Genomic DNA, 19,927 nt, shown 5'->3' with positions numbered 1-19,927 from the left:
GTCGCAGGAAACCCAGATGCCGCAAGCCATAGTGCTCACCGAAATTGCCATGCGCGGCGCTGCCGCCCGGCGAATTCGGGCCGCTGTGGGCGTGCCGGCAGCCTCTTCGCGCGAAGCGCTATGCGCTGGCGAGGTGATCAAGCGCCTTCGTGGGCGCGGTACGGTTTCCGCCGCCGAGTTGCGGGAGGCCGGCATCTCGGCGGCCTATGCGAGCCAGCTGCGGCAGCGCGGCATTCTGGAGCGTGTCGCGCATGGCCGGTCGCGGCTGGCACCGCGTTTCGATCACGTTCTTTCCTAGAAGCCATTGGAATATCGGCGAAATCTTCGCCTTTATCGCTAATGCGACTTAGAATCATAAGTGACAGCCAGATCATAAGGCCGCTGTCGAGATATTGAGCAAAGGGGTTTCTTCTATGACCGTTTCCGCCACGCGCTCCGGCGTGTCCTTCCTCGCGCTTGCCTGTGTGGGGTTCATCGCCACCTCGGCGACTGCCTATGCAGCCGAGAACGATCCGGCGCCCGCGAACGACAGCAAGGATGGCCAGGACCGCAGCGCGCAGGATCGCGAGCAGATCATCGTCACCGGCGCCCGCACCGAGCTGCAGGGCCCCAAGGCGACTGCGACGCTGGAGAATACCCCGCGCTCGGTGATCGTCCTGCCCAAGGACGTGATCGACCAGACAGGCTCGACCACGCTCGCGGACGCGCTGCGCACGGTGCCGGGCATCACTTTCGGTGCTGCCGAGGGCGGCAACCCGGTCGGTGACCGCCCCTTCATCCGTGGCTTCGACAGCCAGGGCTCGACCTTTGTCGACGGTGTCCGCGATACTGCCGCGCAGGCGCGCGACACCTTCGCGATCGAGCAGGTCCAGGTCGTGCGCGGCTCGGATTCGACGCTGGGCGGCCGCGGCAGCGCCGGCGGCTCGATTAACATCATCACCAAGACCCCGCAGGCGACCAACTTCGTCCGCGCCAGCGCAAGTGTCGGCACGGCCGACTACAAGCACGCCTCGCTCGACGTGAACCAGTATCTGGGCGGCACCGTCGGCGTGCGCGTCGCGGCGATGTGGCATGATCAGGATTTCGCCGGTCGCGATGCGATCTGGCAGCGTCGCTGGGGCGTGGCGCCTTCGGTGACGATCGGACTTGGCACCGACACCCGACTGACTGCGTCCTATTACTATCTCGAGACGCATGAGCTGCCGGACAGCGGCATCCCCTATCTCTACACGATCGGTAACGCGCCAGGCACGGGCGAGATCTACTCCGAGCCGGCAATGGGCGATGTGAAGACGATCGCGGGTGTGACCGGCCATGTCGACCGCAGCAGCTTCTACGGCCTGAAGAGCCGCGACTTCCGCGACGCCTATACCCATCAGGCGACCCTGCGCGTCGAGCATGACTTTGGCGGCGTCACGCTGCGCAACAGCAGCCGCTACAGCTACAACGAGCAGAACTATATCTACACCCAGCCCGACGACCAGCAGGGCAATGTCTATGGCACCAACGCCGCAGCCACGGCCACGGCGGGCGGCCTGGTCTGGCGCCGCAACAATACGCGCTACGGCTATGCCGAGGCGTTGACCAACCAGACCGATCTGTTTGGCAGCTTCGAGACTGGTTCGATCAAGCACAGCTTCGCGACCGGCTTCGAGATCAGTTGGGAGAAGGCGCGGCGCGGCACCTATGTAACCGCCAGTGGGTCGGGCATCAGCCCGCGTTGCACGCCGGCGGCGCTCGCACGCTTCTACTGCACCAGCCTGTTCAACCCGAACCCGAACGATCCGTGGGTCAACTATAACAGCGACACCGGGACGACGGTGGTGCCGGTGGTAAAGGGTGGCCAGACCACCGAGATCCAGAACGACGCGCACACGCTCTCGGCCTATGCCTTCGACTCGATCACGCTGGCGCCGTCGCTGATCCTGAACCTGGGCGGACGCTTCGATCGCTTCACCTCGAAGCTGACTCCGGCCATCCCGGCAGGCAGCCAGGGCTTCAGCCTTGAGCGCACCGACAATATCTTCAACTGGCAGGCTGGCCTGGTGTTCAAGCCGACCCGCAACACCAGCCTCTATGCGAGCTACGCGACGGCAGCCACGCCGCCGAATAGCCTGCTCGGCGAAGGCCAGGAAGCGAATGCGCTGCCGACGACGAACACGACGGCGAACCTCGCGCTGCTCGACAGCCTCAAGGTCGAGAAGACCAAGAGCTATGAGATTGGTGCCAAGGCCGGGCTGTTCGACAATCAGCTCTCGCTGACGCTCGCCGCGTTCCAGACCGACACCGACAACGCCCGCGCCACCGGCGAGGACAATACGGTGCAGTTCATCGGCAAGCGCCGCATCCGCGGCATCGAGTTCAGCTTCAACGGCAACGTCACCAAGTGGCTGAACGTGTTCGGCGGCTACACCCATCTCGATCCGAAGATCGTCGATGGCGGATTCACCGCACTGACGGCAGCAGCGGTCGGCGCACAGGCGGCCAAGGTCGTGCTGGTCCCGTCGGTGAACAATGGACGCCAGGCGACCCAGACCGCCAAGGACAGCTTCACCCTCTGGGCGAACGTCACGCCCACCAAGGGCCTGAGCATCGGGGGCGGTGCCTTCTACATGAGCCGCGTGTTCGGCGGCTATGCGGACAATCGCACCGCGACCCAGAACGCGGCTGGCGTCGTTACCGTGAACCCCGCCACCAAGGTGCTGATCCGTACCGTGCCCGAATATTGGCGCTTCGACGCCCGTATCGGCTACACGATCAACGAGCATTTCGATGTGAGCGTCAACGTGCAGAACCTGACCGACAAGGTCTATTTCCCGCAGGCCTATACGGCGCATTATGCCTCGATCGCGCCGGGTCGTTCGGCTTTCGCCACGCTCGGGGTGAAGTTCTGAGCGAGGACGTCAACAGCCTTGCCTCCCACGAGGTCGCTGCCCGCCTCTCTGGTTCGCCGGAGGAGCGGGCAGCGCTCATTCGGGCGGGTGCCGAGCAGGGCGTTGCCGAGGCGCAGGCGGTCTTGGGGCAGATGCTGCTCGATACCGGGGAGGCACGCGAGGGCTTTGCCTGGTTCAACAAGGCGGCGGCGCAGGGCCATCTGATGGCGCTCAACATGGTCGGGCGCTGCTACGATCTGGGCTGGGGTACTCCCGTCGACAAAACACGCGCCGCCGAATGCTTCCGTGTCGCAGCCGAACGGGGCCTCGACTGGGGTATGTACAACTATGCGACCGCGCTGACGCTCGGTGAAGGTTTGGCCGAGGATCGGCCTGCCGCGCTCGCCTGGTTCGAGAAGGCGGCGGGGCAGGGCAATGCCAAGGCGATCAACTATGTCGGCAGCTTCCATGAAGATGGCTGGGTAGTCGAACGCGACATGGCCAAGGCCGCCGGCTTCTATGCGCAGGCAGCCGCAGGCGGCGATTTCCGGGGCATGTTCAACCATGCCCGGATGCTGCTCGGCCAGGGGCAGCCTGCCGAAGCGCGGCGCTGGATCGTCGAAGCCCGGACCACTGCGACCCCCGCCTTCGCCGCAAAGATGCGGGGATGGCTCCTTGGTTCGGCCTGGCCCGAGCTTGCGGAGGCGCTCCGATGCTGATCGCCATTCACGAGCTGTTCCCGCCCGCGCAGGTGGCCGAGCTGCGTGCAATCATCGACGCTGCGGAATGGGTGGACGGCAACGCCACTTCGGGCGCGCAGTCTGCACTTGCGAAGGACAATGAACAGCTTCCCGAGGGCAGCGACGCGCATCGCCGCGCCGGCGCGATGGTTCTCGACGCTTTGGGTAGCTCGCCGCTGTTCATCGCGGCGGCGCTGCCCCTCAAGGTCTTCCCGCCCTTGTTCAACCGCTATGGTGGCGGGCAGCAGTTCGGCACGCATGTCGACAATGCGGTGCGCATCCAGCGCGGCACCGACTTCCGCATCCGCAGCGACCTGTCGATGACCGTGTTCCTCGAGGACCCCGCTGCCTATGACGGCGGCGAGCTGCTGATCGAGGGGCAGTTCGGCGCGCAATCGGTCAAGCTGCCTGCGGGGCATGCGATCCTCTATCCCTCATCGAGCCTCCACCGGGTGGAACCGGTCACGTGCGGGCGGCGGGTGGCGAGCTTCTTCTGGATCCAGTCGATGGTGCGTGACGATGGCGCGCGGCGCATCCTGTTCGAGATGGACCAGGCGGTGCAGCGGCTGGTGGCGACGCTGGGCAATGACGATCGCTCGGTGATCGAGCTCACCGGCGTCTACCACAATCTCCTACGCCGCTGGGCCGACGCCTGAAGGGCGTTGCGGCCGACTTTGCCATACCGCGCGGCTTGTGGCCGGATGGCAGCGGCTAGCCTCGCTGCGGCTTCACCACGAGGATGTGGAAGGAGCCCGGGATCGCCGATGGGCGTTCACCCGCAGGCGCCGGCGAGAAGCGGGCGGTCGGCAGGTAGATTGTGCCGGTGGCCGGATCGAGGGCGCCGGTTCGGGCGCCGGGCTCGGTAATGACCCGGCCGGTCCGGGTCACCACACTGTCCGAAAGCGACAGGATGTCGAGCACGCCCGATTTGCCGCAGGGAATGAAGGCGAGCTGGCGCGCCGGATCGAGCAGTACCGCGTCCGCGCCTTCGCCGATATCGACCAGCGCGGTCATGCGCCCGGCATGCACATCGACGATCGCCGCCTTGCCATTGGCGCAGGCGCTGATCAGCCGGCCATGGGGGGCGTCATAGGCAAGGCCCGTCGGCCCCTCGCAGCCCGGCATCGCGATCGGGTCGCTGACGGTGCCTCGGACGGTATCGACCGTCTCGATCTCGTTCGCGTCCTCGTCGTTGATATACAGGGTCGTGCCGACCAGCGCGCCATATTCGAGCGCTGGCTTCACCAGAATGGTGCGCGTGACCTTCATCGCGACGGTGTCGATCTCTGACACCGATCCGCTATCCGCATTCATCACGAAGGCGGTGCGGCCATCGGCGCTCAGGATGGCCGCGTCGGGCTTCTTGCCGACGGCGATGCTAGCCAGCGTGGTGCCTGACTTCACATCGAAGAAACGCACCGTCGCGTCATTGCCGCTGGTGACGAGCAACCGCCCGCCGTCCAGCGGAACCGCGGCATGGCCGCGGCTGGCGCTCCCGATCGTGCCGACGAGCTTGCCGGTCGACAGGTCGATCGCAGTCACGCCGTCGCCCCGCGCGACATAAAGACGGCGGGCCGCCGGATCGACGCGGGCATAGTCCCAACCGCCATCGGGGCCCGCAATGCTGCCGGTCACGGCATAGTTCGGCGCATCGGCGGCGGTGGTAGAAAGCAGCGAAGCGAGTACGAGGAACAGCGGGCACATGGGATTCTCCGTCGGTCGAGGATCGGAGGATAGCGCCTCTGAGGTTCGCTCAGGATTTGCCGAACATTGGGGAAAAACAATCCTTCGCCTCAGCCGCGGGCGAATAGCAGCTCTACCCGCAGGCCTGGGCCATTGTCGGAAAGGGTGAGCGTGGCGCCGTGCAGCTTGGCAATCGAATCCACCAGGGCCAGACCGAGCCCCGCGCCGGGGGTGCTGCGGCTGGTGTCGATGCGGTAGAAGCGGCCGAGCACGCGCGCGCGCTCCTCGGCGGCGATGCCGGGCCCCGTATCGGAAACCGCCAGCCGGACGTCATTTCCAGCGCGCGTCAGTTCGAGCCGTATGCGCGTGCCTGCGGGAGTATGATGGATCGCGTTCTCGATCAGGTTGGTCACGGCCTGGGTCAGCAACTCGAGGTCGCCGCGTACATGGATGCCGGGCGCGATGGCGTCCTCCAGCACATGGTCCGCATCCTCGATCACCGGCGCGTAGATCTGGGCAAGCCGCTCGAGCATCTCGCTCAGGTCCGCGCGGGCCAGGCTTGCCTGGATGCCTCGCGCCTCCATCGCGCCGATCCGGAGCAGGGCGCTGAAAATGCCGAGAATCTCGTCGATCTGGGCGATCGCTCCCTCGATCTGTTCCGGCATCGGTGCCGGATCGGTGCCGATCTGCATGCGCTCGAGCCGCTGGCGCAGGCGGGTAAGCGGCGTGCGCAGATCATGGGCGATGTCGGTCGATACCTGGCGGAGTCCATCCATCAGCACTTCGATCCGATCGAGCATCCGGTTCAGATTGCCTGACAGCTGATCGAACTCCGGGCCCATTCCGATACGCGGCAGTCGCTCGTTGAGCCTACCGTCATTGATCCGCGCGATCGCGCCGTTCACCTGATCGAGCCTTCGCAGGAACAGGGTGCCGACCACCAGCCCCCCTGCCAAGGCCAGCAGTGATATAAGCACTCCGAAGGCGACGGTCGATGCCCGCAGGCCGGTGCGCAGGTCCTGCAGGTCGGAGACGTCATTCGCCACAACCAGGAGTGTGCCGTCCGTAAGGCGCGATCCGAACGCCCTTACCGGCACGGATCTGCCGGAGCCGCCCTGGTCCGGATCGAGTAGCTGGAATTCGTGCCATCCGGTGCGGGCCGCCGCTGCGGGAAGCGAGCCGGCAAGGCGCGCGCCGGCGGAATCAAACAGGAGATAGTGGAACTGGTCCTCTCGCACGGCACGGGCATGTCGGTTGATCGCCAAGACCAGTGCGGCGCGGCCGCTGGTCTCGAACTCGCTCACCAGCACGTCATGCTCGGCGAGGATGCCGTCGCCGGCTGCTTCCACCGCATATGCGGAAACCGAATGCTCGACGATGGCAAGCAAGGCCACGGCTCCGAGCGCGAAGACCAGGGCAAGGGCGATCGCGAAGCGGAACGCACCGCTGACCAGCAGCCTAGGCGTCTGCATCGAGCCGATAGCCAGCGCCGCGAATGGTGTGGATCAGTTCCCGGTCGAAGCCCTTGTCCACCTTGGCGCGAAGCCGGCTCATATGGCTCTCGATCAGGTTCGAGCCCGGGTCGAAATGGAAGGACCAGACATTCTCGAGCAGCATGCTGCGCGTGACGATCTTGCCTTCGTGGCGCAGGAGATACTCCAGCAGCTTGTATTCCTGCTGTTGCAGTTCGATGCGCCGGCCGGCGCGCGTTACCTGGCGCCGGAGCAGATCGATCTCGAGATCTGCCGCGCGCAGGACCGTCGCCACCTCCGCAACCGGGGCGCGACGCGCCAGTGCCTCGACCCGGGCAAGGAGTTCGGAAGCAGCGAAGGGCTTGACCAGATAATCGTCGGCACCCGCCTGCAGCCCGGCAACCCGGTCATCGACTTCCCCCAGTGCGGTGAGGAACAGCGCGGGGGTCTGGATGCCGGCGGCCCGCAGCGAACGGACGACCCCGAGCCCGTCCACCCCGGGCACCATCCGGTCGAGGATCAGCACGGCATAGCTGCCGGTGGTGCCGAGGAAGATCGCGTCCGGACCGGTCCTCGCAGTATCGACGACATGCCCTTCCGCCTGGAGCAGCCGTGCGATGTGCGTTCGCGTCTCAGCATCGTCTTCAAGCAGCAGAAGTTTCACCGGCACGATCCATCAGGGTCTCAGGCCATCAGGGTCCCAAGCTATCAGAGCCCGAGGCGAGGCCACGCGATTAAACTCCTGAAGCGCGGCCCGGGCAAGTTGGGGATTCCCAATGTTCACCTCACGCGCAGCCAATGCGCGCCTTGTAGAAGGGCAGGGCCGGGGGAGCATTGGAGCAAGATCATGCACAAGATTGGGCGTCTCACACTTCTGGCCAGCCTGGCCGCCAGCCTTCCTTTCGTGGCCGTCGCGAGTCCGACGCAGAAAGCACCCAAGCCGAAGCTGACGCTCGCCCAGGCGCAGGTGATCGCGCTGAAGGCGCGGGCAGGCAAGGTCACCGATCACGAACTCGAGGCGGAGAAGGGTGGCAGCGGACTGCGCTATTCGTTCGACATCAAGGCGGGTGGCAAGGCCTATGAGGTCGGGGTTGATGCGGTGACGGGCAAGGTGCTCGAGAACATCGTCGAAGGCCCGAACCCGGACTGACCGAAGCGGATTCCAGCTTTCGGTCCGGACGCCGCCGCCCGGCCCTCTTGGCGGCGGCGTCCTCCACTTCAGCCGAGGTACCTCGTGCCCCCAATTCTTCGATCCAGAACCGCGCTGCTGCTAGCGCTCTCCGTGCCGCTCGCGGGTTGTCAGCATTACGCGCCGCTGCCGTTGCAGACCGAAGCACCGCTTGCGCCGAGCCTTGCCGCCATACCCGATATGCCGAAGCGCCCGCTCACGGTCAGCGAGGTGGCCGCCCTGGCGGTGACGCGGAACCCCGATCTGCTGGCGGCACGCGCCAAGGCCGGCGTCGCCGAGGCCCAGCTCGTCCAGGCGGGCGTGCTACCCAATCCGAGCCTCAGCGGGGCGATCCTGCCGCTTCTTTCGGGAGCAGGATCGGTGCCGGGCTGGAATCTCGGCCTGTCGCAGGACATCAAGGCGCTGATCGTGCTCAAGCCCAAGCGGCGTTCCGCCCGGGACAGCCTCGACCAGGTCCATGCCGATCTGCTCTGGCAGGAATGGCAGGTCGCCGGCCAGGCCCGCCAGCTTGCCGGCGACATCGTGCTCGGCGAGCGCCTGCGCCCCATGCTCGAGCGGGCCTACGAACTGATGGCAAAGCGCTATGGCGCGAACCGCAAGGCGCTCGAGGCGGGGAACGCCACGCTGTCGACCCTGGCGCCCAGCGCCGGTGCGCTGCAGGCGGCGCGGGCTGCGATGCTTCAGCAGGATCAGGCCCAGCTTGCCAGCCGGCACAAGCTCAACGCGCTGCTCGGCATTGCGCCGGATGTGACCTTGCCGCTTGCCGACGCAATCGATCTGCCTGCCTTTGATCCGATCGAGGTTCGGGCAATGCTGGGAACGCTGCCCCAGCGTCGTCCCGACCTGCTCGCGCTGCGTGCCGGCTATGCCGCGCAGGACGAACAACTGCGCGTGGCGATCCTGTCGCAATTTCCGGACCTGGTGTTCGGCGCTTCGGTTTCCAGCGACAACAGCAAGGTGATCAGCGGCGGGCCCAATGTGCAGATCGGCCTGCCCGTGTTCGACCGTAACCAGGGCAATATCGCGGTCGCCCGGGCGACCCGCGAGCAGCTCAATCGCGAATATGCCGCTCGGCTCGCCGCTGTGACCGGCGAGGTCGGAGCGCTCCTCAGCGAGCGCGACCAGATCGCGCTTCAGCTCGCCGCGGCCCGCCACGATCTGGACGAGGCGCGGGCCGCCGCGGATCGCGCGGGCAAGGCTTTCGCAGCCAGCACGCTCGACGAGCGATCGTTCGTCGACCTCCTCAGCAGCCGTTTTTCCAAGGAACAGGAAGTGATGACGCTCGAGCTCGCACTGTTCGACCGCCAGGTCGCGATCCAGACATTGATCGGCGCGGGACTGCCCGCAGTCGATACCCTCGGTTTCCCCGATCCCGGGGCGAACGGAGCAGCACAGTGAACGCCGCGCGTATCGCTACGGGTCTGGCGCTCGCTGTCGCGCTTGCTGGCTGCGGCGCCAGCGAGCCGGGCAACCAGGCAGCGCCAGTGACGCAGGTTACCGTAACCCAGGCCCGCCAGGGCAGCTTGCCGATGCTGATCGAAGCCTATGGATCGGCCGCCCCCTCGGGCAATGGACAGCAGACGATCAGCACGCCGCAGCCGGGCCAGGTGGTGAAACTGCTGGTCACCCAGGGTGTCGCCGTACAGGCCGGCCAGCCCGTGCTGATCTTCGCCGTCGCGCCGACCGCGCGTGGTGCCTACACCCAGGCGGCCGATGCGGTGAAGGCGGCGCAATCGCAGCGCGATTCCACCGCCCAATTACTGTCCCAGCAGCTCGCAACGCGCGACCAGCTCGCCCAGGCGGAAAAGGCGCTGGCCGATGCGCGCGTCCAGCTTGCCGCGCTCCGGGCCGAGGGTGCCGGCTCCGGTACCATTACCTTCCGCGCGCCATTTGCAGGCGTGATTGCGGCGGTCCCCGTGGCCGAGGGCGATCGCACTCAGCCGGGGGCGGCGCTGGCCAGTGTCGCGCGAAACGGGTCGCTGGTGATCACCACCGGCGTCGATCCGGCGTTACGCAATCAGGTGCGCGTCGGGGCGGAGGTGCGGCTCTCCCGGCTGGATGGCGGCGCGGCAGTGACCGGCCATGTCGTGCGCATCGACGCGATGCTGAATGCGACCACGCGCCAGGTGGATGTCGATGTAGCCTATCCGGCCGGCAGCTTCCTGACCGGCGAAGCCGTGCGTGTCGCGATCGTGACAGGTCAGGCGCAAGGTTGGGTCGTGCCGCACAAGGCTGTGACGATGGATGCCGAAGGCAAGGCCATGGTCTTTCAGGTGACGGGCGGAAAGGCACGCGCCGTACCGGTGAAAGTCCTTGTTTCCACGCCCGACAGCGACGTGGTCAGCGGGCAAATGACGAGCGGCATGCCCCTGGTCGTCGATGGTGCCTATCAGCTGTCAGACGGCGATGCCGTCCGCATGGGTGACGCCAAGTGAATTTCTCAAAGCTGCTGGCCAGCCAGTCACGGGCTTTCGTCGTCATCGCGGTCGCGCTGGCGCTTGCCGGGCTCGTCGCCGCGCTGTCGCTGCCCATCGGGCTGTTTCCGCAAGTCTCCTTCCCCCGCGTCGTCGTGGACATCGATGCGGGGAGCCGCCCGGCCGACCAGACCGCGCTGATCGTCACTCGCCCTGTGGAGCAGGCTCTCCGCTCGGTCCCCGGCGTCCAGAATGTGCGTTCCGAAACATCGCGCGGCGCAGCGCAGATCTCGATCGACTTCGGCTGGGGCCGCGACATGGTGGCAAGCACGCTGGAGGTCGACGCGGCGATGGCCCGCGCGGTCGCGGCCTTGCCTCCGGGCACGAGCTACAATGTCCGCCGAATGGACCCCACGGTCTTTCCGATAATCTCGTATGCGCTGATCTCGGACAAGCATTCCCCGACCCAGCTCCAGGATCTTGGCCGCTACCAGATCACGCCCCTGCTTTCGGGCATCTCGGGTCTCGCCCGCGTTGATGTGCAAGGAGGCGAGACTCAGGAGGTGCAGGTGCTCGCCGATCCCGCACGGCTGGCGAGCTTCGGCCTCGCGATGAGCGATCTCTCGACCGCGATTTCCAACGGCAATGTGCTGAGCGCGGTTGGCCAGGTGCAGGATCGTGGCCGCCTGTCGCTGGTGATCGCCGATCACACGATCGCCTCGCCCGAGCGGATCGGCGACGTGGTGGTCAAGTCGAGCCCCGGCGGGGTGGTGCGGGTCCGCGACGTCGCCACGGTGCAGGACGGGATCGTTCCGCAATGGCTGCGGGTGTCGGAGGACGGCAAGCCGGCCGTGCTGTTCAACATCTATGAGCAGCCCGACGGCAATTCCGTGCAGATCGCGAAGGAAGTCCAGGCCAGGCTTGCCGGGTTCAAGCTGCCGCCAGGGGTCAAGCTGCTCAACTGGTACGACCAGAGCGAGCTCGTCACCCAGTCCTTCGCCAGCGTGCGCGACGCGGTGCTGATCGGGCTGGTGCTGGCCGCCATCGTGCTGCTCGTCTTCCTGCGCAGCTGGCGGGTGACGCTGGTCGCATTGATCGTCGTTCCTGCGACGCTCATGGCGACCGTGCTGGTGCTGTCGATCGCGGGCATGAGCTTCAACATCATGACGCTGGGCGGCATCGCCGCAGCAGTGGGCCTGCTGATCGACGACGTAATCGTGATGATCGAGCACATCGTCCGCCGTGCGCAAGGCGATGGCTCTCCCCCCGGGGCGGAGACCGGTCAGGCCGCGATCCTACCCGCTGCACGCGAATTCCTCGCGCCGCTCACCGGATCTAGCCTCGCAACGCTGATGGTATTCCTGCCGCTGTCCTTTCTCACCGGGGTGACCGGCGCCTTCTCCAAGGCGCTGTCGCTCACCATGGCGGCTGCGCTCGCGATCTCCTGGGCGATGACCGCTTTCGTGGTGCCGGTGCTCGCCCGGCGCCTGCTCCGGTTCGACGGCAAGGATACGGCGCATGGCAGTCACGAAGGCTGGATGACTCGCCACCACGACCAGGCGATCGACGGCGTGATGCGGCGGCCCTGGCTGCTCGCCGTCGTCGCGGTGCCGCTCTTGATCCTCGGCTATGTCGCCTATTCCAACGTGCCGACCGGGTTCATGCCAAAGGTCGACGAGGGCGGCTTCGTGATGGACTATTTCACGCCGCCGGGGACCTCCCTCGACGAGTCGAGCCGGAGGATGGCGCAGGTCGATGCCCTGCTCCGCGCGGACAAGGATGTTGCGACCTTCTCGCGGCGCCTGGGCACTGGCCTGGGAGGGGATCTCGGGCAAAGCTACCATGGCGACTATTTCGTCCGGCTGAAGCCCAACCATTCGATGACCGCCGAGGAGAAGATGAACGCGGTCGCCGAAGAGGTCGCGCGCAAGGTTCCCGGAGTGGAAGTCGAGGTCGCCCAACTGATGGAGGACCTGATCGGCGACCTCACGGCGGTGCCGCAACCGATTGAGGTGAAGCTCTATTCCTCGGATGCCGCCGCGCTCGGCCCGCAGGCTGAGAAGATCGCCGCTTTGATCGGCAAGATTCCCGGCGTGGTCGAGGTGAAAAGCGGTCTGCAACTGGCGGGAGACGCGATCGACGTGAAAATCGATCCGATCCGGGCGGGCTATGAGGGCGTCACCCCGGCAGATGTCCAGACGGCCCTCGATTCCGCGCTGACTGGCGTCGTGGCGACCTCCATTCCGCAGCCATCGAAAGCGGTGGATGTGCGCGTACGGCTACCGGGCGTCACCACGCTCACACAGGACCAGCTCGCCCAGTTGCCGATCCGCGCATCCGACGGCCATGTCTTTCCGCTCTCGCGCATCGCGACGCTGGCGCCGGTTAGCGGCCAGCCCCAGATCAGCCGCGAGAATCTTGAGCCCATGGTAGCGGTGACCGGCCGCATCACCGGGCGCGGTATCGGTGCCGCAGTGGGTGACGTGACCAGGGCGATCGACCAGCCCGGTGTGCTCGCCCCCGGCGTGCGCTATGAGATGGGCGGTCTCTATCAGCAACAGCAGATTGCGTTTGGCGGCCTCGCCAAGGTGTTCGTCGCGGCGCTCATTGCCGAGTTCATCCTGCTTCTGGTGCTGTATCGCCGCTTCGCGATACCGCTGATCATAATCGGCTGTTCGCTGCTCTCGACCACAGCCGTGTTCACCGCCCTGTGGCTGGCCGGGCTCGACCTCAACATCACGGCGCTGATGGGGATGACGATGATCATCGGCATCGGTACCGAGATGGCGATATTCTACGTCTCCGAGTTCGAGGAACTGCGCCATCGCATGCCGCCGCTGGCCGCGGTACGCGAGGCGAGCCGCAACCGGCTGCGGCCGATCACCATGACGACGCTCGCGGCGATCCTCACGCTGCTGCCGCTCGCGCTCGCGATCGGGCAGGGATCGGGAATCCAACAGCCCCTGGCAGTGGCGATCATCGCGGGGCTGATGCTGCAATATCCGCTCGTGCTGATCGCGATGCCGGCACTGCTTCGCCTGACGCTTTCGCGCGAGGAACTAGGAGCCTAATCGAGGATAGGTCCTAGCGACACCGCGATCCCGAAGCCGGGGCCGGGAAGCAGCGCGGCCTCGCCCCGATGGGCTGCGGCGATCGCCGCGACGAGCGCCAGGCCCAAGCCGTGCCCGCCCGAGGATCGACTCTGCTCGGCCTGACTGAACCGCTCGAAGAGCCGGTCGCGTGCGGTCTCCGCGACTCCCGGGCCGTCGTCCGTCACCCGCAACCAGGCGAGACCGCTCTCGCTGGCCAGCACCACCCGAACACGGGTGCCGGGCGGTGTGTGGCGCAGTGCATTGTCGAACAGATTGGTGGCGAGCTGGATGAGCAGGCGGCGATCGCCAAGCACTTTAATTGCCGGGTCGATCTCGGTGTCGAGGAGATGCCCGCTCGCCTCCGCATCGGGGCGATAGGTCTCGGCGAATTCCACAAGGGCCGCGCCCAGCGCCACCGGGCGGAATTGCTTGCGGACGCCGAGCCCTTCCACTTCGGAGATGCGCAGGAGCGCAGCGAATATCTCGAGCAGTTCGTCGGCTTGGGCGATCGCCGCCTCGATCGCGGCGTCGCGCTGCGCTTCCGCACCGTTCAGCGCTTCGTCGAGCCGGTTGCGCAGCCTGGTAAGCGGCGTACGCAGGTCATGGGCAACGTCGCCTGAAACCTGGCGAAGATTCGCCATGAGCGCCGCGATCCGGTCGAGCATGCGGTTCAGCGTTGCCGACAAGCGGTCGAACTCGCTGCCCGATGCGTCGACCGGCATGCGCATGGACAGATCGCCGCCGATGATCGCCAAGGCTGCGCGGTCCATCTTCCGCAACCGGACCCGGGTGATCGCCCCCAGCGTCCAGGCGCCCCCCAGGCCGAGTAACAGCATGGCCCCGAATGCGCAGGTGAAGAGCGTGAGGAGGTGGCGATCCGTCTCGTCGAGTACTGCCCGATCGGCGGAGACGATCAGCATCGCACCATCGGATAGCCGCGTGGCCAATGCCTGACCTACGCGTCCATCTCGGTACCGGAGGAATTCGGAGTAGCCTGGCTGGGCGGGCGGAGTTGCGGCCAATTTTCCCGCGATATGTCGGCCGCGCGCGTCGATCAGCAGATAGTCGAGATGCTCCGGACCGGGGACCGCTTCGCGCCGCTGGATACCCGTGGCTATTGCCGTGGTTCGGTGCGCGCCGGGCTCGGCGAGCAGGGCGCGGGTCTCGGTTGCAGTCCGATGGTCGAGTTGCTGCTCCAGCGCCTCGTGCGTGACCTCGTAGGAGACTGCACCGATCGCGACCGCACCCAGCGTCAGCGCCAGGCTGACCAGCAAGGCGAGACCGAAAGTGGAATTTCCTGTCCGCCGCATCAGCCGCCCCGGATCATATAGCCGGCGCCCCGCACCGTCTCGATCGCGTCCTCTTCGAAGCCGGCGTTGAGCTTTGCCCGGAGCCGGCTGAGATGGGTTTCGACGATATTCGTCTTGGGCTCGAAATCGAGATCCCAGACCCGCTCGAGCAGCATGGTTCGGGTGACGACCCGGTGAGGATTTCGCATGAGCTCGGCGAGCAGGAGGAACTCGCGCGGCTGCAAGGTGATCCGCCGGCCGGCGCGACGGACGGTACGGCGCTCGAAATCCAGCTCGATATCCCCGACGGCGAGGCGATTGGGCTCGGCGAGGCTCGCGGGAAGGCGCCGACCCAGCGCCAGCAACCTGGCGCTCAACTCGGAAAAGGCGAACGGTTTGACCAGATAGTCGTCCGCGCCGCTTTCCAGCCCCTCGACCCGATCCTCGATGCTGCCCATCGCGGTCAGGATGAGAATGGGAATGGTACAGCCGCCGGCACGCAGCATCCGGATCGCCGACAGCCCGTCGATGACCGGCAGCATACGGTCGATCACCAGGACGTCGAAACTGCCTTCGGTCGCCTGGAACAGCCCGTCGCGCCCATCGATGGCAATCGCCACGGAATGGCCAGCCTCGCTCAGGCCGCGGGCGATGAAGTCCCTGGTTTCCTGGTCATCCTCGACGATCAGGATACGCATCAGCGTGCCTCCCCGCCGGCGACTTGCCAACCGCCACCCAGCGCCCGGAACAGAAGCACCTGGTTGCGCGCGACCAGAAGATCCGATCGCGCACGTGCGAGCCGCGCGGTGGCGAGACTGCGTTCTGCGTCAATGCGGAGCAACGGGGCGGCGTCGCCGAGCCTGACGCGTGCGGCGCTGCGCCGCGCATAGAGCGCGCCTGCCGCTTCGGCATCGGCAAGGCGGCGGTTGCGTGCAACCTCGGCGTCCATTTCGGCCAGCGCCGTCTCGACTTCGCGCAGTGCCCGCAGCACCGCGATGTCCCAACTCGCCAGCGTGCCGGCTTCGGTGGCGCGCGCCTGCGCGAGCTTGGCACGCCCTGGGACATTGGGAAGCACCCAGCTGACCAGCGGCGAGAGCGCGGCCGAGAAGTCACCCCGCAACAGCCCGGCCGCACCGCCGAGATTGATCCGGGGATACAGCTCCGCATGGGCAACGCCGACCCGCGCGGCAGCGGCAGCCAGCCTGCGCTCGGCCTCGCGGATATCGGGACGCCGAAGCAATAGCGCCGTGCCGTCGCCGATTGGTACCGCGCCAGGCAGGCGGGGAACGGCGGTGCAGGTCAGCGTCCAGCCACGCGCCGCTGCGGGTGCGAGCCCCTGGAGGGTGGCCAGGCGATAGAGTGCGTTGTCGCGCTGCGCGGCGAAACCGGGGACATCCGCCTCGGCGACGGCAAGCAGGGTCTCGGCCTGCGCGACTTCGAGCGGCGAGACTTCACCGGCGCGCAGCTGATCGCGCAGGGTCTCGACCGCGCGTGCCTGCGCGGCCGTGATTTCGCGTGCCACTGCTTCGCCGCGCCTCGCCCCGCACAGATCGACATAGGCGAGGACCGTGTCGGCCACGACCGCGACCCGGACGCCGTCGGCGGCCGCATCGGCTGCGGCCGCATCCGCCCGGGCGGCAAGCGCACCGCTGCGCAGCCGACCGAACAGATCGGCATCCCAGTTGATCGTTGCGGCGATGTCATAGTCGGAGGAGGAAACCGTCGTCGCGCTGGGCTGGTCTGCCGGACTGTCGACGCCGAGGCTGCTCTCGAGTGTCGCCTGGGGCAGGCGTTGGGCGCGGGCCTGACGGAGCGCCGCACGCGCCGCGTCCAGATTGGTATAGGCAAGGCGCAGATCGGCGTTGGCGGCGAGACTCGCCGTCACGAGCCGGTCCAGCTCGGGATCGTCGAACAGCCGCCACCAATGGGCGGGCACCGCCGCGATCGATGCCGAGGGCAGCGCGGCAAAGGGGGCTTCGGTGCCCGCGGGTGGGATGGTGCGGGGCGGCTGGGCGCCCGGTGCCGCACAGGCGGCGGCCGTCAGCGCCAGGAGAGAGGTGAAGCGGCGCATCATGCGAGCGCTCCTTGCGGGGAGGGTGAGGGGCTGGCTGCACGGGGCTCGCCGAAGCGGGCGTAGAGGCTGGGCATCAGGAACAGGTTGAGCAGCGTCGAGGAGACCAGCCCGCCAAGGATGACGATCGCCATCGGGTGCTCGATCTCATGCCCCGGCGCGTTCCCGGCCACGATCAGCGGTACCAGCGCGAGGCCCGCACAGGCGGCGGTCATCAGGATCGGGACGAGCCGCTCCTCGGCGCCGCGGCGGATGAGGGCAGGACCAAAGGCTTCGCCCTCGACACTACGGAGATGCGCATAATGCGACAGCAGCATGATCCCGTTGCGCGCCGAAATACCGAGCACGGTCACGAAGCCCACCAGGGAGCCGAGCGACATCGTACCGCCAGTCAATGCCACCGCGACGATGCCGCCGACCAGGGCGAACGGAAGGCTTGCCGCCACCAGCGCGGTGACCCTGAGCGACCGAAATTCCAGCCAGACGAGCAGCAGCACGCCGATCAGGCAGAGCAGTCCGGTGGTCCAGAGCCGCTGGCGGGATTCCTTTAGCGCGGCATATTCGCCGAGCACCTTGGCATGATAGCCCTGCGCGAACGGCAGGCCCGCCACCTTCTGCTCGACGGCGCGCGCTACCGAGCCCAGGTCGGCCCCCTTCACGTTCAGCGTGACATCGATGCGGCGCTCGCCATTCTCGCGCTTCACTTCGTTGGGCGCTGGAGCGATGCGGATCTCCGCGACATCGCCGAGCCGAACCTGGCTACCATCGGGCGCCTGAAGCGCGAGGCCGGCGAGCGCGTGGAGGTCGTCGCGGACCGCCGGCTCGCCCCAGAGAGCGACGTCGAAGGACTTCTGGTCGCGGTAGATCTCGCCGACCTTCTCGGCAGCGACCAGGGTGGCTGCCTGCCGCCGGACCTCCCCGGCGGTCAGGCCGAGCCGAGCCATCTCCACGGGCAGCGGGCGTATCTGGATCTGTGGGACGAGAACCTGCTGCTCGACCTTGAGGTCGGCGACGCCGTCGATGCCGGCAACGCTGGTGCGCACCCGCTCGGCGGCGGCACGCAGCTCGGTCTGGTCGGGGCCGAAGATCCGCACGACCACCGAGGCACCGGCGCCGGTCAGCACTTCCTTGATCCGCTCGCGCAGATAGGTGAGCACGTCGCGGAACAGGCCCGGATAGCCATCGATCACCTCCTGGATCCTGCCGACGCTGGCGTCATAGTCGGCCGTCTCGTCGAGACTGATCCACAACTCGGTGAAATTGGGTCCGACCACTTCGTCGGCCGCCTCCGCACGGCCGATATGCGCGCCGAAATTGCGTACCCCGGGGATCGCGCGCAGCTCCTTCGAGACGCGGATCGTGATGCGGTCCATCGCTTCGATCGACGTGCCGGGCTTCTCGACCCAATGCATCAGGAAATCGGTCTCGCGGAAATGCGGAAGGAATTCGTCCTTGAAGCTCGCATAGCCGATCGCGGAGATCGCAAGCCCGGCAGCAACCAGGCTCATCGCGAGGCGCGGGCGATCGGTCAGCCGGGGCAGCAGCCCGGCATAGCCGCGCTTCAGAATCCGGACGAAGCGGGTGTCGCGATGCTCACCGAGCGGGGCCTTGGGCAGTAGCATCAGGCTGAGCGCGGGGGTCACGGTGAGCGCGACCAGCAGTGAGGCGGCGATGGCGAGGATATAGGCGATCGCGAGTGGCTGGAAGAAGGTGCCGGCGAGGCCGCCAAGGAAGAAGATCGGCAGGAACACGAGCATCACGATCAGCGAGGCGAACACCACTGCGCTGCGCACTTCGATCGAGGCGTCGAACACCACTTCGAGCGCCGGGCGGGGATGCTCGGCCTCGCGGTTCAGGCGCAGCCGGCGGGCGATATTCTCGACATCGATGATCGCATCATCGACGACCTCGCCAAGCGCGATCACCAGCCCGGCGATCACCATGGTGTTGATGGTGGCGCCGCTCCAAAGCAGCACCAGTCCGGCGCCGACCAGCGACAGCGGGATCGCGACCAGGCTGATCACTGCCTGGCGCCAGTCCCGGGTAAACAGGATCAGCACTGCGGCCACGAGGATGCAACCGATCGCGAGCGCTCGGGTGAGGTTGTCGATCGAGCGCTCGATGAAGGTGGCGGGACGGAAGATCGAGGTATCGACCTCGACTCCCTTCAACCCCGGCTTGATCTCGGCGAGCGCGGCTTCGACACCCTTTGTGAGATCGAGCGTGTTGGCGGTGGGCTGCTTCTCGACGATCAGCATGATGCCTGGACCGTCGTTGATGATCGCATTGCCGATCGGGGCGGCGTGATCCTCGGTGACGCGTGCCACATCGCCGATCCGGATGGGCGCACCGCCCGAAAGCTTGATGAGCGTGCGCGACAGATCCTCGGCGCTCTGGATCGCTCCGACCTGCTGGACCGCAAGGCGCTGGGTAGGGGTATCCACGAAACCGCCACCGCCCACCGGCACGGCGTCGCCTGCCGCGGCGCGCAACTCGGCGAGGGTGACACCGGCAGTGCGCAGCCGGTCGGGGTCGACCAGGATCTGGAGCTGGCGGTCGCGCTGGCCCCAGGAAGCGACATTGGCCACGCCGGACACGGCCATCAGGCGCGGGCGGATCGTCCAGCGGACGAGCTCCGACAGCTGCATCTGATCGAGCGTCTTCGAACTGATCCCGATCTTCATCGCCCGGCTGGTCGAGGAGAGCGGCGGCAGCAGCACTGGCGCACGCGCGGCTGCCGGTAGACGGGCCTGGACCTGGGCGACGCGTTCCTGGACCAACTGGCGCGCGCGGATCACATCGGTCCCGGGCGCGAACAATATGACGACCGAGGACAGGCCGAGCACCGATTTGGAGCGCAGCGTGGTGCGTCCCGGCACGCCATTGACGGCGACTTCCAGGGGAACGGTGATCAGGCTCTCAACCTCCTCCGTCGAGAGTCCGGGTGCTTCGGTCTGGATCTCGACGATTGGTGGCGCGAATTCGGGAAACACGTCGAGCGGCACATCGCTCGAGGCGCGCAGCCCGAGGAGGACGAGGAGTACGGAGAGCGCGAGCACCAGTACCCGCTGGGTGAGCGCATTGCGGACGATCCAGCCGAGCAT

General features: G+C 66.9%; 15 protein-coding genes. 8 read left to right on the top strand and 7 right to left on the bottom strand.

Annotation, left to right across the window (positions count from 1 at the left end):
• Positions 1-16: 16 nt before the first annotated feature.
• The 4 genes from AC1RJ5_RS03265 (at position 17) to AC1RJ5_RS03250 (ending at position 4,269) form a co-directional block, all read left to right on the top strand.
• Positions 17-298 (top strand): type IV toxin-antitoxin system AbiEi family antitoxin domain-containing protein, encoded by a 282-nt coding sequence (locus AC1RJ5_RS03265; protein ID WP_269575115.1) that lies wholly within the window; start codon positions 17-19, stop codon positions 296-298.
• A gap of 115 nt (positions 299-413) precedes the next feature.
• A complete protein-coding gene (locus tag AC1RJ5_RS03260) occupies positions 414-2,894 on the top strand; it encodes a TonB-dependent receptor (RefSeq protein WP_493111712.1) in 2,481 nt (826 codons plus the stop codon).
• 122 nt (positions 2,895-3,016) lie between these two features.
• On the top strand, positions 3,017-3,592 hold the full coding sequence (locus AC1RJ5_RS03255) for a tetratricopeptide repeat protein (RefSeq protein WP_493111710.1): 576 nt from the start codon (positions 3,017-3,019) through the stop codon (positions 3,590-3,592).
• A complete protein-coding gene (locus AC1RJ5_RS03250; RefSeq protein WP_493111708.1) occupies positions 3,586-4,269 on the top strand; it encodes a Fe2+-dependent dioxygenase in 684 nt (227 codons plus the stop codon). Before AC1RJ5_RS03255 ends, AC1RJ5_RS03250 begins: the two co-directional genes overlap by 7 nt.
• A 55-nt stretch (positions 4,270-4,324) precedes the next feature.
• On the opposite strand, the gene AC1RJ5_RS03245 is transcribed toward AC1RJ5_RS03250, so the two are convergent.
• The 3 genes from AC1RJ5_RS03245 to AC1RJ5_RS03235 form a co-directional block, all read right to left on the bottom strand.
• On the bottom strand, positions 4,325-5,317 hold the full coding sequence (locus tag AC1RJ5_RS03245; RefSeq protein WP_493111706.1) for a YncE family protein: 993 nt from the start codon (positions 5,315-5,317) through the stop codon (positions 4,325-4,327).
• An 89-nt stretch (positions 5,318-5,406) separates the two neighbouring features.
• On the bottom strand, positions 5,407-6,768 hold the full coding sequence (locus AC1RJ5_RS03240) for a sensor histidine kinase (protein ID WP_493111704.1): 1,362 nt from the start codon (positions 6,766-6,768) through the stop codon (positions 5,407-5,409).
• The gene (locus tag AC1RJ5_RS03235; RefSeq protein ID WP_269575122.1) at positions 6,755-7,432 is read right to left on the bottom strand and encodes a winged helix-turn-helix domain-containing protein; all 678 of its coding nucleotides are present in this window, start codon (positions 7,430-7,432) and stop codon (positions 6,755-6,757) included. The genes AC1RJ5_RS03240 and AC1RJ5_RS03235 overlap by 14 nt, the downstream gene beginning before the upstream one ends.
• A gap of 240 nt (positions 7,433-7,672) precedes the next feature.
• Between AC1RJ5_RS03235 and AC1RJ5_RS03230 the strand changes: the two genes are divergently transcribed.
• From AC1RJ5_RS03230 to AC1RJ5_RS03215, 4 genes are all read left to right on the top strand, one after another.
• Positions 7,673-7,918: a PepSY domain-containing protein gene (locus AC1RJ5_RS03230; protein WP_493111701.1), complete on the top strand. Its 246-nt coding sequence runs from the start codon at positions 7,673-7,675 to the stop codon at positions 7,916-7,918.
• Between the two features lie 219 nt (positions 7,919-8,137).
• The gene (locus tag AC1RJ5_RS03225; RefSeq protein WP_493111699.1) at positions 8,138-9,355 is read left to right on the top strand and encodes a TolC family protein; all 1,218 of its coding nucleotides are present in this window, start codon (positions 8,138-8,140) and stop codon (positions 9,353-9,355) included.
• Positions 9,352-10,392 carry an efflux RND transporter periplasmic adaptor subunit gene (locus AC1RJ5_RS03220; protein ID WP_493111697.1) on the top strand — a complete coding sequence of 347 codons (1,041 nt, stop codon included), beginning with the start codon at positions 9,352-9,354 and terminating at the stop codon, positions 10,390-10,392. The genes AC1RJ5_RS03225 and AC1RJ5_RS03220 overlap by 4 nt, the downstream gene beginning before the upstream one ends.
• Positions 10,389-13,442 carry an efflux RND transporter permease subunit gene (locus tag AC1RJ5_RS03215; RefSeq protein WP_493111695.1) on the top strand — a complete coding sequence of 1,018 codons (3,054 nt, stop codon included), beginning with the start codon at positions 10,389-10,391 and terminating at the stop codon, positions 13,440-13,442. The genes AC1RJ5_RS03220 and AC1RJ5_RS03215 overlap by 4 nt, the downstream gene beginning before the upstream one ends.
• Here AC1RJ5_RS03215 and AC1RJ5_RS03210 read toward each other — a convergent pair.
• The 4 genes from AC1RJ5_RS03210 to AC1RJ5_RS03195 are packed head-to-tail and all read right to left on the bottom strand — an operon-like array spanning position 13,439 to position 19,927.
• Positions 13,439-14,737 (bottom strand): sensor histidine kinase, encoded by a 1,299-nt coding sequence (locus AC1RJ5_RS03210; RefSeq protein WP_493111693.1) that lies wholly within the window; start codon positions 14,735-14,737, stop codon positions 13,439-13,441. The two genes, AC1RJ5_RS03215 and AC1RJ5_RS03210, sit on opposite strands and share 4 nt — an antisense overlap.
• Before the next feature lie 35 nt (positions 14,738-14,772).
• Entirely contained in the window at positions 14,773-15,450 is a 678-nt protein-coding gene (locus AC1RJ5_RS03205; RefSeq protein WP_269575128.1) for a response regulator transcription factor, read from the bottom strand.
• Positions 15,450-16,826: an efflux transporter outer membrane subunit gene (locus tag AC1RJ5_RS03200; RefSeq protein ID WP_493111691.1), complete on the bottom strand. Its 1,377-nt coding sequence runs from the start codon at positions 16,824-16,826 to the stop codon at positions 15,450-15,452. The genes AC1RJ5_RS03205 and AC1RJ5_RS03200 overlap by 1 nt, the downstream gene beginning before the upstream one ends.
• Entirely contained in the window at positions 16,823-19,927 is a 3,105-nt protein-coding gene (locus AC1RJ5_RS03195; protein WP_493111689.1) for an efflux RND transporter permease subunit, read from the bottom strand. The genes AC1RJ5_RS03200 and AC1RJ5_RS03195 overlap by 4 nt, the downstream gene beginning before the upstream one ends.

Source organism: Sphingomonas sp. GW822-FHT03G08, assembly GCF_058801135.1.
Note: the sequence above shows the minus strand (reverse complement) of the source record. Positions and strands in the feature narration are given on the sequence as shown.

What these genes read in the sequence shown, in the direction of transcription:
- AC1RJ5_RS03265 (WP_269575115.1), top strand. Translation starts at nt 17, where the DNA reads ATGCCGCAAGCCATAGTGCTCACCGAAATTGCCATGCGCGGCGCTGCC.
- AC1RJ5_RS03260 (WP_493111712.1), top strand. Translation starts at nt 414, where the DNA reads ATGACCGTTTCCGCCACGCGCTCCGGCGTGTCCTTCCTCGCGCTTGCC.
- AC1RJ5_RS03250 (WP_493111708.1), top strand. Translation starts at nt 3,586, where the DNA reads ATGCTGATCGCCATTCACGAGCTGTTCCCGCCCGCGCAGGTGGCCGAG.
- AC1RJ5_RS03245 (WP_493111706.1), bottom strand. Translation starts at nt 5,317, where the DNA reads ATGTGCCCGCTGTTCCTCGTACTCGCTTCGCTGCTTTCTACCACCGCC.
- AC1RJ5_RS03240 (WP_493111704.1), bottom strand. Translation starts at nt 6,768, where the DNA reads ATGCAGACGCCTAGGCTGCTGGTCAGCGGTGCGTTCCGCTTCGCGATC.
- AC1RJ5_RS03225 (WP_493111699.1), top strand. Translation starts at nt 8,138, where the DNA reads ATGCCGAAGCGCCCGCTCACGGTCAGCGAGGTGGCCGCCCTGGCGGTG.
- AC1RJ5_RS03205 (WP_269575128.1), bottom strand. Translation starts at nt 15,450, where the DNA reads ATGCGTATCCTGATCGTCGAGGATGACCAGGAAACCAGGGACTTCATC.
- AC1RJ5_RS03200 (WP_493111691.1), bottom strand. Translation starts at nt 16,826, where the DNA reads ATGATGCGCCGCTTCACCTCTCTCCTGGCGCTGACGGCCGCCGCCTGT.
- AC1RJ5_RS03195 (WP_493111689.1), bottom strand. Translation starts at nt 19,927, where the DNA reads ATGCTCGGCTGGATCGTCCGCAATGCGCTCACCCAGCGGGTACTGGTG.